18 protein-coding genes are annotated in these 18,428 nt (G+C 54.2%); 10 read left to right on the top strand and 8 right to left on the bottom strand.

The features are described from left to right. Position 1 precedes the first annotated feature (1 nt). The 7 genes from ACFSW5_RS20565 to ACFSW5_RS20535 form a co-directional block, all read right to left on the bottom strand. Positions 2-640, bottom strand: a complete 639-nt coding sequence (locus ACFSW5_RS20565) for an SIMPL domain-containing protein (protein WP_379277281.1) — start codon at positions 638-640, stop codon at positions 2-4. 154 nt (positions 641-794) lie between these two features. Further along, positions 795-1,124 carry a cytochrome o ubiquinol oxidase subunit IV gene (cyoD, locus tag ACFSW5_RS20560; RefSeq protein ID WP_379277279.1) on the bottom strand — a complete coding sequence of 110 codons (330 nt, stop codon included), beginning with the start codon at positions 1,122-1,124 and terminating at the stop codon, positions 795-797. Between the two features lies 1 nt (position 1,125). Beyond that, the gene (gene cyoC, locus ACFSW5_RS20555) at positions 1,126-1,746 is read right to left on the bottom strand and encodes a cytochrome o ubiquinol oxidase subunit III (protein ID WP_379277276.1); all 621 of its coding nucleotides are present in this window, start codon (positions 1,744-1,746) and stop codon (positions 1,126-1,128) included. After that, positions 1,747-3,708: a cbb3-type cytochrome c oxidase subunit I gene (locus ACFSW5_RS20550; protein WP_379277353.1), complete on the bottom strand. Its 1,962-nt coding sequence runs from the start codon at positions 3,706-3,708 to the stop codon at positions 1,747-1,749. Positions 3,709-3,747: 39 nt separating this feature from the next. Next, complete coding sequence (cyoA, locus tag ACFSW5_RS20545) at positions 3,748-4,671, bottom strand: ubiquinol oxidase subunit II (RefSeq protein ID WP_379277351.1); 924 nt, start codon at positions 4,669-4,671, stop codon at positions 3,748-3,750. 426 nt (positions 4,672-5,097) lie between these two features. After that, the gene (locus tag ACFSW5_RS20540; RefSeq protein ID WP_379277274.1) at positions 5,098-5,379 is read right to left on the bottom strand and encodes a hypothetical protein; all 282 of its coding nucleotides are present in this window, start codon (positions 5,377-5,379) and stop codon (positions 5,098-5,100) included. 148 nt (positions 5,380-5,527) lie between these two features. After that, on the bottom strand, positions 5,528-7,621 hold the full coding sequence (locus ACFSW5_RS20535) for a transglycosylase domain-containing protein (RefSeq protein WP_379277272.1): 2,094 nt from the start codon (positions 7,619-7,621) through the stop codon (positions 5,528-5,530). A gap of 159 nt (positions 7,622-7,780) precedes the next feature. Between ACFSW5_RS20535 and speE the strand changes: the two genes are divergently transcribed. The 5 genes from speE (at position 7,781) to ACFSW5_RS20510 (ending at position 13,109) form a co-directional block, all read left to right on the top strand. Next, the gene (gene speE / locus ACFSW5_RS20530; protein WP_379277270.1) at positions 7,781-8,608 is read left to right on the top strand and encodes a polyamine aminopropyltransferase; all 828 of its coding nucleotides are present in this window, start codon (positions 7,781-7,783) and stop codon (positions 8,606-8,608) included. A 159-nt stretch (positions 8,609-8,767) separates the two neighbouring features. After that, positions 8,768-9,283: a DNA-deoxyinosine glycosylase gene (locus tag ACFSW5_RS20525; RefSeq protein WP_379277268.1), complete on the top strand. Its 516-nt coding sequence runs from the start codon at positions 8,768-8,770 to the stop codon at positions 9,281-9,283. Between the two features lie 166 nt (positions 9,284-9,449). Beyond that, positions 9,450-9,944 (top strand): DUF1934 domain-containing protein, encoded by a 495-nt coding sequence (locus tag ACFSW5_RS20520; RefSeq protein WP_379277266.1) that lies wholly within the window; start codon positions 9,450-9,452, stop codon positions 9,942-9,944. Further along, the gene (gene argS, locus ACFSW5_RS20515) at positions 9,941-11,620 is read left to right on the top strand and encodes an arginine--tRNA ligase (RefSeq protein ID WP_379277264.1); all 1,680 of its coding nucleotides are present in this window, start codon (positions 9,941-9,943) and stop codon (positions 11,618-11,620) included. The genes ACFSW5_RS20520 and argS overlap by 4 nt, the downstream gene beginning before the upstream one ends. Positions 11,621-11,975: 355 nt before the next feature. Further along, the gene (locus ACFSW5_RS20510; protein WP_379277262.1) at positions 11,976-13,109 is read left to right on the top strand and encodes an ROK family transcriptional regulator; all 1,134 of its coding nucleotides are present in this window, start codon (positions 11,976-11,978) and stop codon (positions 13,107-13,109) included. Positions 13,110-13,120: 11 nt separating this feature from the next. Here ACFSW5_RS20510 and ACFSW5_RS20505 read toward each other — a convergent pair whose 3' ends face one another. Next, a complete protein-coding gene (locus tag ACFSW5_RS20505) occupies positions 13,121-14,557 on the bottom strand; it encodes an MFS transporter (protein WP_379277260.1) in 1,437 nt (478 codons plus the stop codon). Between the two features lie 144 nt (positions 14,558-14,701). Between ACFSW5_RS20505 and ACFSW5_RS20500 the strand changes: the two genes are divergently transcribed. The 5 genes from ACFSW5_RS20500 (at position 14,702) to ACFSW5_RS20480 (ending at position 18,222) form a co-directional block, all read left to right on the top strand. Then, entirely contained in the window at positions 14,702-14,989 is a 288-nt protein-coding gene (locus ACFSW5_RS20500; RefSeq protein WP_379277257.1) for a sensor histidine kinase, read from the top strand. A 329-nt stretch (positions 14,990-15,318) separates the two neighbouring features. Then, positions 15,319-15,744, top strand: a complete 426-nt coding sequence (locus ACFSW5_RS20495; protein ID WP_379277255.1) for a hypothetical protein — start codon at positions 15,319-15,321, stop codon at positions 15,742-15,744. Next, positions 15,737-16,330 (top strand): ABC transporter permease, encoded by a 594-nt coding sequence (locus ACFSW5_RS20490; RefSeq protein WP_379277253.1) that lies wholly within the window; start codon positions 15,737-15,739, stop codon positions 16,328-16,330. The genes ACFSW5_RS20495 and ACFSW5_RS20490 overlap by 8 nt, the downstream gene beginning before the upstream one ends. A 438-nt stretch (positions 16,331-16,768) precedes the next feature. Next, complete coding sequence (locus ACFSW5_RS20485; RefSeq protein WP_379277250.1) at positions 16,769-17,434, top strand: TetR/AcrR family transcriptional regulator; 666 nt, start codon at positions 16,769-16,771, stop codon at positions 17,432-17,434. 113 nt (positions 17,435-17,547) lie between these two features. Beyond that, positions 17,548-18,222 (top strand): pentapeptide repeat-containing protein, encoded by a 675-nt coding sequence (locus tag ACFSW5_RS20480; RefSeq protein ID WP_379277248.1) that lies wholly within the window; start codon positions 17,548-17,550, stop codon positions 18,220-18,222. Positions 18,223-18,428: the final 206 nt, after the last annotated feature.

Below are 18,428 nucleotides of genomic sequence, written 5' to 3'. Positions count from 1 at the left end.
TTTAACCCGACCCGTTCGGCCGAACCATGCCGAAGACGGCGAGAACGGCAGCCGTGACGGTTAATTGGCCCGCTTGAATCGGGACGGCTTCGCTCGCGGCGGATAGCACTGCGGGCCGGGGGATCGGCTCGGGCGCAAGCGGCAGCTCCCGCACCGAGAGCGGCACTGCGCCGGTGGCAACGCCGGATGCGGCGGCAATCGCAGCCGCCTTGCGCCTTGCGTCGGCGACCGCCAGCGCGAGCGCCCGGTCCTTGTACGCCGCCGCTTGCGACAGCGTAAAGCGGACGCCTTGCACGACGTTCGCGCCCTGCGAGACGGCGGTATCCACGACGGCGCCGGCCGAGGCGGCGCTGCTTGTGACCTGAAGCAGATGAGTCACCTTATAGCCTCGAAATACGGCTGCGCCATTCGAGTAGTCGTACACCGGTTCAATCCGGTAATCGACGGTTTCGATTTGCCGCGGCGGGATGCCAAGCGCCCGAAGCGACGAAACGATGCGTTCGACGGCCGCCGAATTCGCGCTCTGCACCTGCCGCAGCGCGGTTCCTTGCGTTTCGACCCCCAGCGTCGAGACGGCCTGATCCGGCGGGACCGTTACTTTTCCTTCCCCGCTTACTTCAATTGTGGCATTGCTGACCATTCGCAGCGCTCCTCTCCGGTATGAATAGGCATTCGCTACCCGCTAGGTTAACGTATGCGGCTGCTTCCGGCTCAATGCTCACGCTCATCCGCGTAACGAAAAAAAGCTCCGTATGCTTCGGAAGCATACGGAGCTTTTTACAATGAATCGGAGGTTAGCCAATAACGTTGTTGCCCATAATCCAGATGGAGCCGACCACGATCGTAATCACAATGATCAGGCCGAGAACAAGCGCCATGACGTTCCAGCGCGGCTGCTTCTCTTCTCTCAAGTGCATGAAGAAGAAGAGCTGGACGACGAACTGGAGAATCGCCATCGCCAGAATAAGAACAACCGTCGCCGTCTCGCCCATCATGTCGTTCATGACGACGACAAGCGGAATGATTGTCAATATAATCGACAGAACAAAACCGATTACGTAGGATTTCAGAGAACCGTGGCTTTCGCCATGGGCGTCGTGGGAATGCGCGTTATGCTTTTCCATCCTACATCACCCCCATCAAGTAGACGACTGTCAGGACGAAAATCCAGACAACGTCCAAGAAGTGCCAATACAAGCTCGACGTCGTCACTTTGCGTTTCATGACGTCGGTAATGCCGTGGCGGGCAAGCTGGATGATGATGCCGAGAATCCAGAACGTGCCGACCGTAACGTGGATACCGTGCGTGCCGACCAGCGTAAAGAACGCCGACAGGAACGCGCTTGTGCCGATCGTTGCCCCTTCGTGAACCATCTCGACGAACTCGTAAATTTCGAGCGTCAAGAACGATGCGCCGAGCAGAATGGTGACGATCAGCCAGCCGATAAGGCCTTTCTTGTTGCCCTTGTGCATTTCCAGCACGGCAAGGCCGCTGGTGAAGCTGGACGTGAGCAGGATGAACGTTTCCCATATAACGCCCGGCATCTTGAACAGCTCTTCCGGCGTCGGTCCTCCATTGGTATTGCCATGGAGGACGATATACGTCGCGAACAGCGTACCGAACAGAATAACGTCGGTAATCAGAAACAGCCAGAAACCGAATACTTTAAGTGACTCTTGATCGTGATGGCCGTGATCGTCGTGACCGTGGCCGTGCTGAGAGCCGTGCGATACAGTTTGTGACATCTATTTAGCCCCCTTTAACGCGGCTTCTTCCGTACGCCGAACTTCATCTACAGGGATGTAGTAATCCGTGTCGAAGCTGAAGGAACGGGCATACATCGTGGCGAACACGCCGATTGCGCCCGGAATGATGAGCCAGAGCCAATCCCATACGAAGCCGAAGCCGACCATAAACCAGAAGATCGAAGCGATAAACGGAATGCCGGAGTTCTTCGGCATATGAATCGGTTCGAGCGGTTTTTCCGGCTCTACGGCTACGCCGGCAGCGCGGCGCTGCTTCTCTTCCCACCATTCGTCCTGGCTGCTGACATGCGGCAGACGGGCGAAGTTGTACATCGGAGCAGGGGAAGGAATGGACCATTCGAGCGTCCGGCCGTCCCAGGCGTCGCCGGTTTTTTCTTTCTTATGATTTTTAAGGCTGTATACGATTTGCCATACTTGGAACAGGAAGCCGAGGCCCATAATGAAGGCGCCGACCGTCGAAACGATGTTCAGCGGCTGCCAGCCCAGCTCCATTTCATATTCGTTGAAACGGCGCGTCATGCCCATGAGGCCAAGCGCGTATTGCGGCATAAAGCACACATAGAAACCGATATTCCACATCCAGAATGCCCATTTGCCGATTTTCTCGTCCAGCTTGAAGCCGAACATCTTCGGCCACCAGTAGTACATGCCGGCGAAGTAGCCGAATACGACGCCGCCGATCAGCACTTGGTGGAAGTGGGCGATCAGGAAGTAGCTGTTATGGAACTGGAAGTCCGCAGGCGCAACCGAAAGCATAACCCCGGTCATGCCGCCGACAACGAAGCACGGGATAAAGGCGATCGTCCACAGCATCGGCGTGGAGAAATTAATGCGGCCTTTATACATCGTGAACAGCCAGTTGAAAATCTTCACGCCGGTCGGAATCGCAATGATCATCGTCGTTACCGCGAAGAACGCGTTCACGCTTGCGCCGGAGCCCATCGTAAAGAAGTGGTGAAGCCAAGTAAAGAACGATACGATACTGATCGACATAAGCGCGAATACCATCGACTTGTAGCCGAACAGCTTTTTCTTCGCGAACGTCGAGACGACGTCCGAGAAAATACCGAATGCGGGCAGAATAACGATGTACACCTCAGGGTGACCCCACATCCAGATCAGGTTGACATACATCATCGGGTTGCCGCCGCCGTCCAGCGTAAAGAAGTGAGCGCCGAAGTAGCGGTCAAGGAACAAGAGCGCCAGCGTAACCGTCAGAATCGGGAACGCGAACATGATCGTCAAGCTGGATGCGAGAACCGACCACGTGAACATCGGCATTTGCATCAGCTTCATGCCAGGGGCGCGCATCTTCAGAATCGTGGCGACGAAGTTAATGCCCGAAGCAAGCGAACCGATACCGGAAATCTGAATGCCCCAGATGTAGAAGTTTTGCCCTACGCCCGGGCTGCCCGACAGCTCCGACAGCGGAGGATAGGCAAGCCAGCCGGCATCCGGCGAGCCGCCGATAACGAACGAAATGTTGAACAGCATGGCGCCCATAAAGAACAGCCAGAAGCTGAGCGAGTTCAGGAACGGGAACGCGACGTCGCGCGCGCCGATCTGAAGCGGAACCGCGATATTAAACAGACCGAACATAAGCGGCATCGCCATGAACAGGATCATGATAACGCCGTGCGTCGTAAAGACTGCGTTGTAGTGCCCCGCATGGAGGAATTCGAGCTCCGGCAAGGCGAGCTGCGTCCGAATCATCAAGGCGTCCACGCCGCCGCGGAACAACATGATGATGGCCGCGATAATGTACATGATGCCGATCTTTTTATGATCGACGGTGGTGATCCATTCCGTCCACAGCCATTTCCACTTTTTAAAGTAGGTGAGGACGAATACGATCGCCAGCGATGCTAAAAGAATAGATACTTGAGCCCCTAGGATAAGCGGATCGCCGGTTACGATAAATTCACCGAACAAAAAATCCATGAAGTCGTTCACCGATTAGGGCCTCCTTTCAATTATGAATTAATGACCAGCGTGTTCGTGCGATTCCGTTTCCATGCCTTCCATACCTTCCATGTCGCCATGGGATTCGGAATCCGCGTCTTCGGAAGAGCCGCCGTGATGATGAGCAGGCATCTCGCTTCCGTTCAAGTATTGCGTTACGATTTGTTCGAACAGACCTTCCGGGAACGACGAGAACGATTGAACGTCGGACGTTCCTTTCTCGGCGAGCTTGTGATAGCCGTCCATCGTAAGCTCTTGCGAGCTGCTCTTCACTTCTTGAATCCAAGCGTCGTACTCTTCGCCGGATACCGCTTCGGCCGTAAACGTCATTTGGGCGAAATGCTCGCCGGTAAAGTTGGCGCCCGAACCGTAATATTCGCCGGCTTCGTCGGCTTGGAGATAAAGCGTCATGGCCATGCCGGACATCGTATAGATCTGTCCGCCCAGCTGCGGGATCCAGAAGGAGTTCATCGCCTGGTCCGAAGTCAGTTGGAAGCGGATCGGAACGTCCTCAGGGAATTTCAAATAGTTGACGGTCGCAATTCCCTCTTCCGGATAAGTGAACAGCCACTTCCAATCCAGCGACGTAACTTGAATCGTAACCGGCTCATGCTCGGATGCGATCGCTTTGGAAGGTTCCAGATCAAACGTATATTTGATCGTGAAAGCTGCCAGTACAATAATAATGATCGTCGGAACACCCCACACGATCGATTCAAGCTTCGTGCTGTGTTCCCATTTCGGTTTATACTGTGCTTCTTTATTATTCTCCCGATACTTCCAAACGATGACGGCTGTCATGATCAGAACCGGGATTAAAATAATGGCGCAAAGTATAGCGGAGATGTAAATCAAATCTCTTTGCGATTCCCCAATCGGACCTTTAGGGTCAAGAACGAGGTACTGCTCGCTGCAGCCGGACAACAATACGGCCATGAGCATAATGAGCAGTGGTGCCAGCACTCGTAAACGTTTCACATTGCCTCAACTCCTTGTTGAACTCTTATCCCTAAGATAACAGAATCTTCGGGGCGTGACTCCCCGATTAACAATTACGTCAACAATTGTTGCGATTTCCGTAAAAAAAAGTTCACGAGTTAGACAACTGTAAAAATGTTCATAGAAAATTAAAGGGTTTACATCCTTTTTTAAGCAAAAAAATACCGTACCATTGTGAAAATGGACGGTATTTGTCGGAATATTCGCGCTTAAACATTAACTTTTCGTTAAATTTGTGAACTTCAATTAAATGGCAGGCATGCCATTAGTAGAAATTTGCATTCCGATTCGGCTTCGCTTCGGCAAGGATGGATTCCGTCATGGAAAATCAAACCTTGACAATTCGGCTTTCTCTTGTTAATGCAAATTTCACTCCGAAGAATCATCGTCCTTGGCGGACGAAGAACGGGTGTATGCCTCTACCATATTGACGGCCATGCCGCAGGAATATATGAACACGCTGCCGACAAGAAAGCCGATTCCTACCATCAAGCCTACGTTGCGGTCGTTAAATTCGTGCAGATTGAAAAGACAGAGCACAACGCCGATCGCGAGCGCAATCCACGCGGCGACCGTCGTGATCAGAACCAGTCGTCTTGCATCGGGCTTCGCAGCATTTTTGCTGCTGATCGACACAGATTTGTCATCCATTACGAACACTCCCAATCACTGTTTGTAAGTGCTTTCTTATCCATATTATATCACAGCCGGGATTGTTCGTTCAAATAATTTTCACAATTTGCTCAAAAAGTTGACAAAGTTGGGCCGGGAGAAGCCCGGCCCGTCCTTTCGGCAGACGTCAATTCGTCCACCATCGCTTCAGCTGCTGCCACCAATGCTTTTTGACATCCGCGGATCCCGGATCCTCCGCCGCAGGCTCTTGCTGCGCTTTAGCGCTGCCGCATACCTCGACAGGCTCCGTTCCTTTCACGAACGTTTCCAGCCGCCGGCTCGGACAGTCGGGAGCCGCAAGCTTTCCGCTTTCCGGATCGATGAATACGTGCGTCACGCCTTCCGGTATGGGGAACATTTTCGGCGGAACGGCTTCCAGCGCCTTCTCGGTGAAACGGGCGAAAATCGGCGCCGCCCGGTGCGCTTCCGCAACGGTTAGCTTCCGCCCCTTGTCGTAGCCGACCCACACCGCGGTCGCCAGCTCCGGCGTATAGCCGACCAGCCAGGCGTCCGCAGCCGTCGTTCCGGTCTTGCCGGCGACCGGCCGGTGAATGAGCCCGGCGACGCGAGCCGCCGTGCCGCCTTCGTCGAAGACGCTTTGCAGCAAGCTCGTCAGCACGTAAGCGTGGGCCGCGTCCACCGCCTGCTCTTCTTGCCGGGGAGCTTCATACAGAACATGTCCGTCCCGATCTTCGATACGCAGAATGGCGACGGGGTCGTGCCGCACGCCTCCGTTCGCAATGACGGAGAATGCCGACGCCATCTCGAACGGGCTGACGGGGAACGTGCCGAGCGCCAGCGACGGGACGGGCTTCATCGGAGACGTAATGCCGAGCTTGCGGGCCGTCTCGATCACTTTGTCGGGGCCGATGCGCATCAGCGTGCTGACGGCGTAAATATTGTCCGACGTGCTGATGGCGCCGCGCATGTCAATATAGTCGCCCGTATATTTGTCGTTGTAATTGCGCGGCTCGTACGTCTGTCTTCCCTCGTCGTAAGTGAACGCGGTCGGCTCGCTTTTGATTTTGGTCGCCGGCGTGATGCCGTCCGTCTGAAGCGCGGCCAAGTACAGAAAAGGCTTGAACGACGAGCCGGGCTGCCGGGTATCGGCAAAGACGCGGTTGTATTGATTCGTCTTGTAGTCCCGGCCGCCGACCATCGCTTTAATGTAGCCGTTGCGCGGGTCGATGGCGATCAGCGCGGCCTGCTGCTCCGAATCGGCGGGGATGCCGCCCGCGACCGCTTCTTCGGCGGCCCGCTGCGCGCCCGAATCCAGCGTCGTATAGATTTTGATGCCGCCTTCGTTCAGCAGCTGCTCGTCGATGCCGAGCTTGTCGACCGCGACGCTCCGGACATAATCGCGGAAGTAGGGGGCGAAGCCGTCCTCGCCGTCGGGATCCAGCGGTTTGAAGCGGAGCAGCTCCGCATACGCGCGGTCGGCCTCTTCCCGCGTAATGTCGCCGGCCTCGGCCATGGCCAGCAGAATCGTGCGCTGCCGGTCCTTGGCGTTCTTCATATTCATGTAAGGCGAATAATATTTCGGCCCTTTCGGGATGCCGGCGAGCATCGCGCTTTCCGCAAGCGACAGCTCGGAGGCATGCCTGCCGAAGTACAGATTGGCGGCGGCCTCGATGCCGTACGAGCCGTGGCCGTAATAAATTTGGTTCAAATACATGTCCATAATTTCGTCTTTCGAATATTTCATTTCGAGCTGAACGGTATACATCGCTTCTTTCACCTTGCGCTGCCACGTTTTCTCGTGGGTCAGGTACAGGTTGCGGGCGAGCTGCTGCGTCAACGTGCTGGCTCCTTGCTTCGCGGACCAGCTCTTGATATTGACGACGACGGCGCGGGCGAGCCCCTTTAGGTCGAAGCCGTTATGCTCGTAGAAGCGCCGGTCCTCGATCGCCAGCGTCGCTTGCACCACGTAAGGCGAGATGGAGGACAGCCGGACGGAATGACGGTTTTCGGCCGAGTGGAACGTATCGATGACCTGCCCCTGCAGGTCGTAGATTTGCGAAGTTTGGCTGACGGACGCGGCGGGCAGCGATTGCGTTTTTAAATAGAAGAGAAGTCCGGCGCAGACGGCCATAACGGCAGCGAGCAGCAGCGCCGTGCGAACGAGCCATTTGCGCAGGCGATGAAGGTGAGGGAGAAGATGTTCGGCTACAATCGGGAAAACAAACTTGCGGCGGCCGGCCGCGGTCGGTTTTTTTTTCATGGGAAGCGGCTCCCTTCGTTGATAAGCTTCGCTTGCTAGTAGTATGGAAAAAGGTGGCATGCAATATTCAGGCGCCGGCTTATATTTGTTTGGCTTTTTGGCGGGAGTTTGACTATAATACAGGATGAACAATTGAGGGAAAGAAGGGATTTGTCGACAATGGAACTTTGGTACACCGAGAAGCAAACGGAGTCCTTCGGGATTACGGCGAAAATAACGGAAACTTATGTGCATGAGCAAACGGACTTTCAACAGCTGGACATGATCGAAACCGAGGAGTTCGGCACGATGCTCGTATTGGACGGCATGGTCATGACGACCGTGAAGGACGAGTTCGTGTACCACGAGATGGTGGCTCATCCGGTGCTGTTCACCCATCCGAATCCGGAGAACGTGCTTGTCGTAGGCGGCGGGGACGGCGGCGTTATCCGCGAAATCATGAAGCATCCGAAAGTGAAAAAAGCGGTGCTCGTCGACATCGACGGCAAAGTGATCGAATATTCGAAGAAATATTTGCCGACGATCGCTTGCGAGCTGGACAATCCGCGCGTCGAAGTGATCGTGAACGACGGCTTTATGCATATCCACGACCACAAAAATACTTACGACGTCATTATGGTCGACTCGACCGAGCCGGTCGGCCCGGCGGTGAACCTGTTCACGCGCGGCTTCTACCAGGGCATCTACGACGCGCTGAAGGAAGACGGCATCTTCGTGGCGCAAACGGATAACCCATGGTTCAAGGCGGACCTGATTCAGAACGTGAACCGCGACGTGAAGGAAGTGTTCCCGGTCGTCCGCGTCTATTGCGCCAACATCCCGACGTACCCGAGCGGCCTGTGGACCTTTACAATGGGCAGCAAAAAGTACGACCCGCTGGAAGTCGACGAATCGTCCATTCCGGAGATCGAAACGAAGTATTATACGCCTCGCCTGCACAAAGCGGCTTTCGTGCTGCCGAAGTTCGTCGAGGATCTCGTGAAATAAATCGTTCCCAACAGACAGCCCGTTCTTTTCCGTGCCGGAGGAGAAACGGGCTGTACGTTTGCCGGGACGTCTGCAGGTTCCTTGCGCGGGCCGGTTGTAAGGCGGGGGAAGTTCGTCCATACTGTTATATATTAGAGATGATAGGAAGGACGGCTGAATATGACGGAGCGCATTCATTCCTTCCCGCCGGTGATCGACGAGCGGGCCAGGGTGCTTATTCTCGGCACGGCGCCAAGCGTCAAGTCGCTGGAGCATAGGCAGTTTTACGGCCATCCCCGCAACTATTTCTGGCCTTTGGTGTACGCGTTGTTCGGTGCCGGTGAGCCAAGTCCCGTTTATGAGGAGAGGCTCGCTTTTTTGCGGGAGAAGCGGCTTGCCGCGTTCGACGTCATCGAGTCGTGCGAGCGGGAGGGAAGCCTCGACATGAACATCCGGAACGAGCGGCCGAACGATCTGCCGGGTCTCGTCAAGCGGTATCCGGGCCTGAAGTGCTTTGCGTTTAACGGGAGCAAGGCGTACGATACGTACCGCAAATATTTCCGCGGCGAAGTGGCGCTGAAGCATTTGGCGCTGCTGAAGCTTCCGTCCACCAGCCCGATTCCGACGCCGGCGATGCGTTCGCTGGAGGATCGGCTTGAGGCATGGCGGGCGATTCTTCCTTTTTTGCAGGAGTAAAGCTTGAGGGGGCGGAAGGCCGAACCGGCGCGGCCGAATGCCAATTCCGGCGTTGAAATTACGGACTTACCTGTATATAGTAAGAACATGAGAAAAAAGCCGATCGGAGTCATTCGGCGACGAGAGACCGCGTTTACAAGAACGGCGGGCAATAGGAGCTAGTTTTATGTCAGACAGAATGAATGTCCGCTTGAAGCTGATCGGCAAGGCGGACGGGATTGCGAACGTACAGACTTATTCGGGCGAGTGGTTTCGGAAGGAGAAATCGGTTTATATCCGTTACGAGGAGCCGGCCCAGGACGCGGAAGCCGGAGCGAACGTCCGGACGCTGCTGCGCTATCGGCCGGGAGAGCTGTCGCTCGTTCGCCGGGGCGGATTGGAATCGGAGCAGCTGTTTGCCCCGAAGGCGAGATTGCGGGGTTATTACCGCTCGCCTTATGCCTCGTTCGAGCTGGAGACGGCGACGAGCCGGCTCGCGGTTCGGCAGGCGGGCGAAGCCGGATCCGAGGAGCTGCCGGTGCCGCCTTTTCGGCTGGAGTGGAATTACAAGCTTTGGGTAGGCGGGCAAGTCACGGGGAAATTCGAAATCCGCCTCGAGGTCGAGCCTTGCGCGGAAGTAACGGATGCGGAAAATGCTGAGGGAGGAACAAAAGGAACATGACGACAAACGTATTGGACCGGATGTATGAAAATTTGAAGGAAGCGATCGCGGACGCGATTGTCGCCGGCGAGCTGGTGGCGCGGGAGGACATGCCGGTCATCGTGCTGGAAGTGCCGAAAGAGAAGGCGCACGGCGATCTGGCTACGAACGCGGCCATGCAGCTTACCAAGCTGGCGAAGCGGAATCCGCGCCAGATCGCGGAGACGATACTGGCTCAGCTGGATAAGGCTAAAGCGGGCATCGTATCGGCGGAAATCGCGGGTCCGGGCTTTATTAACTTCCGTCTGGACAAGACCAGCCTGTACCCGGTCATTCGGGAAGTGCTGGCTGCCGGAGCCGACTACGGCCGTACGAACGCCGGCAACGGCGAGCGCGTGCAGGTCGAATTCGTCAGCGCCAACCCGACGGGAAGCCTGCACCTCGGCCATGCCCGCGGGGCGGCGGTCGGCGACGCGCTGTGCAACGTGCTGGACTTCGCCGGTTACGACGTTACGCGCGAATACTACATTAACGATGCCGGCAATCAGGTAGCCAATCTGGCGAAATCGATCGAGGCGCGCTACCGCCAGGCGCTCGGACAATCGGTCGAGATGCCGGAAGACGGCTATTACGGCGAGGATATTATCGGTTTCGCGAAGCAGCTGGTCGAAGAGCACGGCGACAAGCTGCTGGAGCTGGCGGACGACGAACGGTTTACGTATTTCCGCAACTTCGGCCTTGAGCGGGAGCTGGACAAAATTAAGCGGGACCTCGGCAAATTCCGCGTTTCGTTCGACGTCTGGTTCAGCGAAACGTCGCTTTACGAGAACGGGCAAGTAACGGCGGCGCTGGACGCGCTGAAGGAAAAAGGCCAAGTGTACGAAGAAGACGGCGCCACCTGGCTGGCCACGATGCCTTACGGCGACGACAAAAACCGCGTCCTCGTCAAAAACGACGGCTCTTATACGTATTTGACGCCGGATATCGCCTACCACCGCGACAAGTACGCGCGCGGCTTCGATAAGATGATCAACATTTGGGGCGCCGACCACCACGGCTATATCCCGCGCGTCAAAGCGGCGATGGAGGCGCTCGGCAACGATCCGGACAAGCTGGTCGTGCTGATCGCCCAGATGGTGAGCCTGTTCCAGAACGGCGAGAAGGTGAAAATGTCCAAGCGTACCGGCAAAGCGGTCACGATGGAAGATTTGATGGAAGAGGTCGGCGTGGACGCGATCCGCTACTTCTTTACGATGCGCAGCATGGACTCGCATCTGGACTTTGACATGGACCTTGCCATTTCCACGTCGAACGAGAACCCGGTCTTTTACGTGCAGTATGCGCATGCGCGTATTTGCAGCGTGTTCCGCCAGGCGGAGGATCAGGGCATCGCGCTTGGCGATCTGGCGGCTATCGATTACGGCAAGCTGTCGTCCGAGGCCGAATTCGACCTGCTGCGCAAGCTCGGCGAGCTGCCGCAGGAAATCGCGGACGCCGCTGCCGCCTATGCGCCGCACCGGATTATCCGCTACGTGTACGAGCTGGCCTCCCAGTTCCACAGCTATTACAGGGCCGAACGCGTCATTACGGAAGATGCGGCGCAGACGCAAGCCCGCCTCGCGCTGCTCGGCGCGATCCGCGTCGCGATCGCGAACGTGCTGCGCTTGATCGGCGTTTCCGCGCCGGAGCGGATGTAATTTCTTAAATAAAGGGAAGCCCGCCGACCGGTAACGGTCGGCGGGCTTTTTGGTTTGCCTGTCGTTTTCAATGCCGTTATTTAATCATATTCGGCTTCGTCGAAAACAAAAGGATGAAAAACAAATAAAACGGATAGAGAATCAGGCCGCCGATCAGGATCAAACCGAGGGCCGGAGCCGGTTGATCTCCGGGATCGGTGATCGGGAACAACGATCTGGAAATAGAAAGGTATAAACCCAAGTAAGGAATCCATAGGAGCAATGAAAAATATGGGCGCACGGCGCAACGCGTTGTAAACGCGGCGGGTCTCCTTTAAACTAGTGAAAAACAACTGTATGCGCGGAGGAATAGAGATTGGGTCCGGCACAAAACCGCATGGATGTAAAAACGATAAACAAAAACCGCATATATCGTTATGTTTACGCGAACGGAATGACATCGAAGCAAGGGATCGCCGCCGGCCTCGGCATGAGCATGCCGACCGTGCTCCAGAACGTGAAGGAATTGATCGCGGAAGGGCTTCTGGCGGAAACGGGCACCTTCGAGTCGACGGGCGGCCGCAAGGCGAAAGCCATCTCGATCGTTCCCGGCGCCCGCCATGCGATAGGCGTCGAGATAACGCGGCAGCATATCGGCATCGTGCTCGTCGACCTGTCCGGCGCGCTGCTGCGCCAAGAGCGGCTGATGCAGCCTTTCCGGGCCGAGGATCATTATTTTCGGCTGCTTGCCGAAGCGATCGAGCGGTTCATCGACCGCTGCGCCGTGCCGCGGGATTCGCTGCTCGGCGTAGGCATCTCCATTCCGGGCATCGTGTCCGAGGATGGCATGGCGATCGTCAGCTCCCACGTTATCGGCGTCATGAGCTTCGCGACGGAAGCTTTTACGAGCCGCATCCCGTACCCGTGCTTCTTCGCGAATGACGCCAACGCCGCGTGCGCCGCCGAAATCCACGGCCAAGCCGAGATGGAGGCGTCCGTCTACTTGTCGCTCAGCAACAGCGTCGGCGGCGCGGTCTATACGACCAACAGCATCTATAAGGGCGACAATCAGCGCGGCGGCGAATTCGGGCATATGACATTGGTGCCCGGAGGCGACGTCTGCTATTGCGGCAAAAGCGGTTGTCTGGACGCTTACTGCAACGCCCAGGTGCTGTCGAGCCTCGCGAACGGGAATTTGGACGATTTTTTCGCGAAGGTGGACGCCGGGGACCGGGACGCTATGGCCGCGTGGGATCGCTATATGGAGCATTTGGCCGTCGCGCTGAACAATTTGCGCATGGCGTTCGATTGCAACGTTATCATCGGCGGCTATGTCGGAGCATATATCGATAAGCACTTGCCGAAGCTCGCCGCCATGGTCGCCGACCGAAACACGTTCGAACGCGACGGGAGTTACGTGAAAGCGTGCCGCTATACGCAGGAGGCGTCGGCGGTAGGGGCCGCGCTTCGCCACGTCGACGAATTCGCCGTAAATGTTTCATTAGGATAACGCTTTTTTGATTAATGCTTTCGCGGAAGCAGCAAGGCGATCAATGCTCCGATAAAAATGCCCGCCGCGGCAAGATAGATGGCCAATCGTTGGCCTGAGGCAGCCGCTTCGATCAGCGACTCCCCCGTCTTTCCTTGAATGGCCGAGTTGGCAACGGCGATCAAGACGGCCAGGCCGATTGCATTTCCGATGTTCAAGGTGGTTGAAGCCATTCCGGAAGCGACCCCTTGATCTTCCTGCGCAACGCCGCTTGATGCGGCAATCCACATGCCGGTCCAAGTAATGCCTTGGCCGATCCCGGATATAATGAGGCCCGGAACGATGGTCAAGTATGTGCTGCCGGGGTAGGCGCCTAACGGAATGAGCATCGTCCCGACGATTCCGACCCCCATGCCGATAAGCAGCGTGCTGCGGGTTTGCATGCGGGAAGCCAGCCGTTCTCCCAGCTGAGTGCCGATTGCAATAGCCAACGAAGGAACGATGAAGGCAAGGCCGGTTTGCAGAGCGCTGTATCCGTGCACGTTATGAAAAAGCGTCGTCAAGAAATAGGGCAGGGCTCCGAACGTTCCCATAAAAATGAACGTGATGGACATCCCGGCAACCAGACTGCGATTGCCGAAAAGACGGATCGACATTAACGGGTCGCTGCTGCGTTTTTCAATAAAAGCAAAGATCGAGAGGAGTGCCAACGACAATATCGCGCAGACGATAATATTCGGGGAACTCCAGCCGTATTCGGGCCCCTGCACCAATACATAAACGAATAAAGTAGCTCCCGCGGTCACCGTAATCGCGCCGGGCAAATCAAAATGGCGCTTTCGGCTCCTCGCTTCGTCGCGGGGGATAAGGAACAGTGCGACGAGAGCGGCGATGCCGGCAAGCGGCACATTGACGTAAAAGACGGCCTCCCAGCCGAAAGCGTCGGTAAGCAGCCCGCCTAAAAGCGAGCCGATCGTCAGCCCGCTTGCGCCGGCTCCGCCCCATACCGCAAGAGCGCGGTTACGGCGGGGGCCTTCCTCAAACAGCCGGTTAATCAGCGATAAAGTCGCGGGAAACAGGAACGCCGCGCCGACCCCTTGAATGGCGCGGGCAATGATGATGAGAATCGGGCTCCAAGCCAATCCCCCCAATAAAGATGATGCCGCATAAAGAAGTAAGGCGAAAATAAACATCCGCTTCTGTCCGAGCAAGTCCGCGGCGCGGCCGCCGAGAAGCAAAAAGCCCCCGCAAAAGATCGTATAGGCGCTGACGACCCATTGCAGCGACTGCTCCGAAAATCCCAGTCCTTGGCCGATCTCCGGCAGCGCTACAAATACGATATTGATGTCAAGCGAATAGATGAGCTGCGCGAATGCCAGTAAAGCCAAACTCCATCCCATGGCACGCCGCTTGCCGGTGGCCATCCCGGGTCCCGCGTGTTGCAGGCTTGCTTTTTGATCGATCGGCATTGGTGAACACTCCTCAATAATTCAAATATTTTTGAAATGATTATATTTCAAAAATATTTGAAGTGTCAACCGGGCGATCGATGTTATCTGCAAAAAAATATTGACGGAATCCGTATCCCGAAGTAGTTCGAACGCACCCGATTTTTGGAGGAAGAGCGCAAGCGGATAATCGTCGGCATTTCGCACGATTTACGTACTCCGCTGACATCTTTGCTTGGATATATCGAGGCATTACGGTGCGACAAGATACTGACAGCCGAAGAAAAGAACAAGTTTCTCCGCATAGCCGCCGATAAAGGTAACGCATTACACGAACGATTGCAGGAATTTTTCGAACTGGCGAAATCGGAAGCCGATGATTTACATGTCGAGCTGCATCGAGTCAACTTGACAGACATTGTGCAGGAAGCCTTGGTAGGGTTTTATCCGTAATTTCAGAAAACTGGAATTACACCGACGATCGATATCCCGGATTCCCCTTACTGCGTCATAGCTGACCGGGCGCATCTGCGACGAGTTCTAGATAACATTCTGTCGAATGCTTTACGTTACGGTCTTGACGGTAAAGAGATCGGTATTACCATACGGGAGGAAGTGAATGTATAGATGATGTTTTATCGACTGTCGGATTGCTTGACGCCAAGAACGAAAAAGTTAAAAAATATTCACTCGGAATGAAGTAGCGGCTTGCAATTGCCCGAGCTCTGCTTCACCACCCTGAACTGCTCATTTTAGACGAACCAACGAACGGCTTGGACCCGGTGGGAATCAAAGAAATGCGGCAACTCTTCTTGGAGCTTGCCAGGAAACGAGGAATAACGTTTCTCATATCCAGTCATTTGATAAGCGAAATCGAGCTGTTGGCGAGTAAAATCGGCATCATTCATAAAGGAAATTTACTTGAAGAAATAGACCGCGAAACGTTGCAAAAGAAGACCCGGCGCTATCTTGAGATGAGGGTGACGGACGATCGGAAAGCGACTTTGATTCTGGAACAACAGCTTGGAACGACCGATTATGTCGCAGTTGGTCCCGGCGTCCTGCGTGTGTACGAGTATCTGGACCAGCCGGAGCAGGTGAGCTTGACGTTGGCGAACAACGGGGTCGGCGTAAAGGAATTGGCGTTGTCTGGAGACAGCCTTGAGGACTATTTCCTAAAACTAACGGGAGGCGAAAAGCTTGTTTAACGTTCTCCTAACGGAATTGATGAAGTTAAAAAACACAAAGATTCATTGGCTGGTTCTTCTTGGCGCTATACCGGCCAACCTGGTCACTTTGTCCGCTTTCTTGCCAAAGATAACCCCCGATGGCACTCCTGCAGGCATTGACCTGCAGGATTTGTTTTACCGACAAGGAATGACGATTACGATATTGTCGCCGTTTCTGTTCGCATTGATGGTCGGCTATATTATTACGCGCGAATATCAGGAACGCACGATCAATCAATTGTTTTCATACCCTATTTCGCGAACCAGGATTCTCTTTGCAAAACTGGCAACCGTGTTTCTGTTGATGGTAATCACATCGGCTCTCTCAAGCATTTCGGTAATTTCGACAGGACTTATAGCGTCATTTACACAACAAATTGATCCGGCAATCATTTGGGAGGGAATCCGGATGAATATGCTCGCTTGCCTCCTTTCATTCGGCACGATCCCAGTGGCTGCATCGCTAAGCATGGTTGGAAAAAACGTTATACCTTCGGCGGTATTGGGGGGATTTGCGACCATTGTCAAGATGGGACACGCTATGGACAGTATCCTTTTTCCGTGAGGGGAGTCAGGGAGTTGGAGTGGAAATGTCATAACCACAGATTATGGCTATGACTTTCCATTCGTTGATTTCATGAGACCACAAAGCGAGTGAGAAAGATTTTGGGTTTCCCAGCCTTACATAAGCCATTCATTCCGATAATGGAAAAAAATAACTAACTCAACGGAGTTGGTTATTTTGTGTTTCTGGCTTCGTAAATGGGAAGGGCGAGGCAGCCAACTCCGCGATACTTAATCCGCATTAGTCCTTTCTAGGATTTCTGAAACACGGGTTACCTTACTTCACGTGAACATTTTGTACATTCAAATAATCGTGAAAGGCTAACTGAAGGCAGCTTGCCGCCCGAACACCCAAATGAAATGATTTTGTTGTTGACATTAAAAGGATGGTGGGATATATTTATTACATACCAACCGAATGTATGAAAAAAGGAGACGTATGGCAAGGAATAAATATCCTGAAGAAACAATCAACCAAATCTTAACCGTAGCTCTTAACCTGTTCATTCAAAAGGGATACGAACATACTTCCATTCAGGATATCATCAACGAGCTGGGCGGGCTGACAAAAGGGGCAATTTACCATCACTTCAAGTCGAAGGAGGAGATCCTGCAGGCTGTCACCGACCATTTGTTCCAAGGTGTTGATGATATTCTGTCCGGTATCCGGGACGACAAGGAGCTGAACGGACGGGAAAAGCTTCGCAAGATTTCCCTCGTCTCTCTCGAAAATCCCGCCCAAGACGAATTGGCATCGGTGGCACCGAACCTCTTGGGTAATCCGAAGATGCTGGCGGCACTGATCGAGAACATAATCGATAAAGCTGTACCCATCTATATCCAGCCCATTATCGAACAGGGTATGCGAGACGGATCGATCCGAACCGACTATCCTAGGGAGCTAAGCGAAGTGCTGATGGTACTCACCAACATTTGGCTAAACCCGGCGGTCATTCCAGCTTCGCCCGAGGTAGTGTTGCGCAAGGTAAGGCTTTTCGATGAAATATTGAAAGGCCTGGGGCTTGAGCTGTTCGATGAGCAAATGATTCAACGGTACGAGGAACTGTTGCGTATGTCAGCTAGAGAAGTCAGCAAAGAAAACTAAACTGCCGAGAGGCAGCTTATTTTTAAGCCTATACATACCAACGGTTGGTATTAATAGGTGATCCGGATTCAAAGTGCTTGTTAGAAAACTTATTATAAGGAGATGTGAATGTAATGAATCAGAAATTGACAATGACCCGCTCGCTGGAACAGCAAGTCGTGACCAACTTTAGTGGAAGCAACCTGGCGAAGAGTGACTTAGCGGGCGTTACGGCCCATAAAGGACAGTTTAAGGGCAGCACGCTCGCCGGTTCCGACTTTTCGGGCTCGGATTTGACCGGCAGTACGTTTAATAGAAGCGACGTACGCGAAGCCAACTTTGACGGCACGAATCTGACGGACTGCAGCCTGTCTGCACTTGACCTGACAAATACAAGCTTCAATAAGTCGATTCTTGTACGAACCAACTTCAGCAGCGCGAATCTTAACGCAGCCAAATTCACGGGCGTAAGGATGACCGACGTCACGTTAACAAAAACGGATCTGAAAACAACGATATTTGAGGGCTGTTGGTTTGACGGGGTTGACTTCAATTACTCCGATCTAAGCGGGCAGCGTTTCGACGGACAGACGTTTATCGGCGTGAAGTTTGACAGAGCGGAATTAAGCAACGCTTCGTTCAAGGGCGCTACATTAAATAATGTTTCTTTCCAACCGGGGTTTACCTTTACTAAGAAGTACTATCGCATGATCAAAACGATCTGCTTTGACGGCGCGACGATGGATAAACTGACATTTGCTGCTCTCAAAGGCATGGATGCCAATTTGTCAAAAGTCACAGTCATTTAAGGGAGGGGATCCGATGCAAACCAAGACCATTCAAGCAAAGGACTGCAAAAATCCAACAAGCAGCTCCAAGTGCTGAAAGGTGACGTTTCGGAGCCTTCTATAGTGAAAGAACACAAGCGGATTCTTTGATAAAGGAAGACGCCAAGCTGGGAGAGAGTCTGTAGTTTAAAACAATAGGACTGATAAAAAAGTAAAGTGAGGGAAAT

This window comes from Paenibacillus thailandensis (assembly GCF_042685365.1).
GTDB lineage: Bacteria > Bacillota > Bacilli > Paenibacillales > Paenibacillaceae > Paenibacillus_AP > Paenibacillus_AP thailandensis.
Note: the sequence above shows the minus strand (reverse complement) of the source record. Positions and strands in the feature narration are given on the sequence as shown.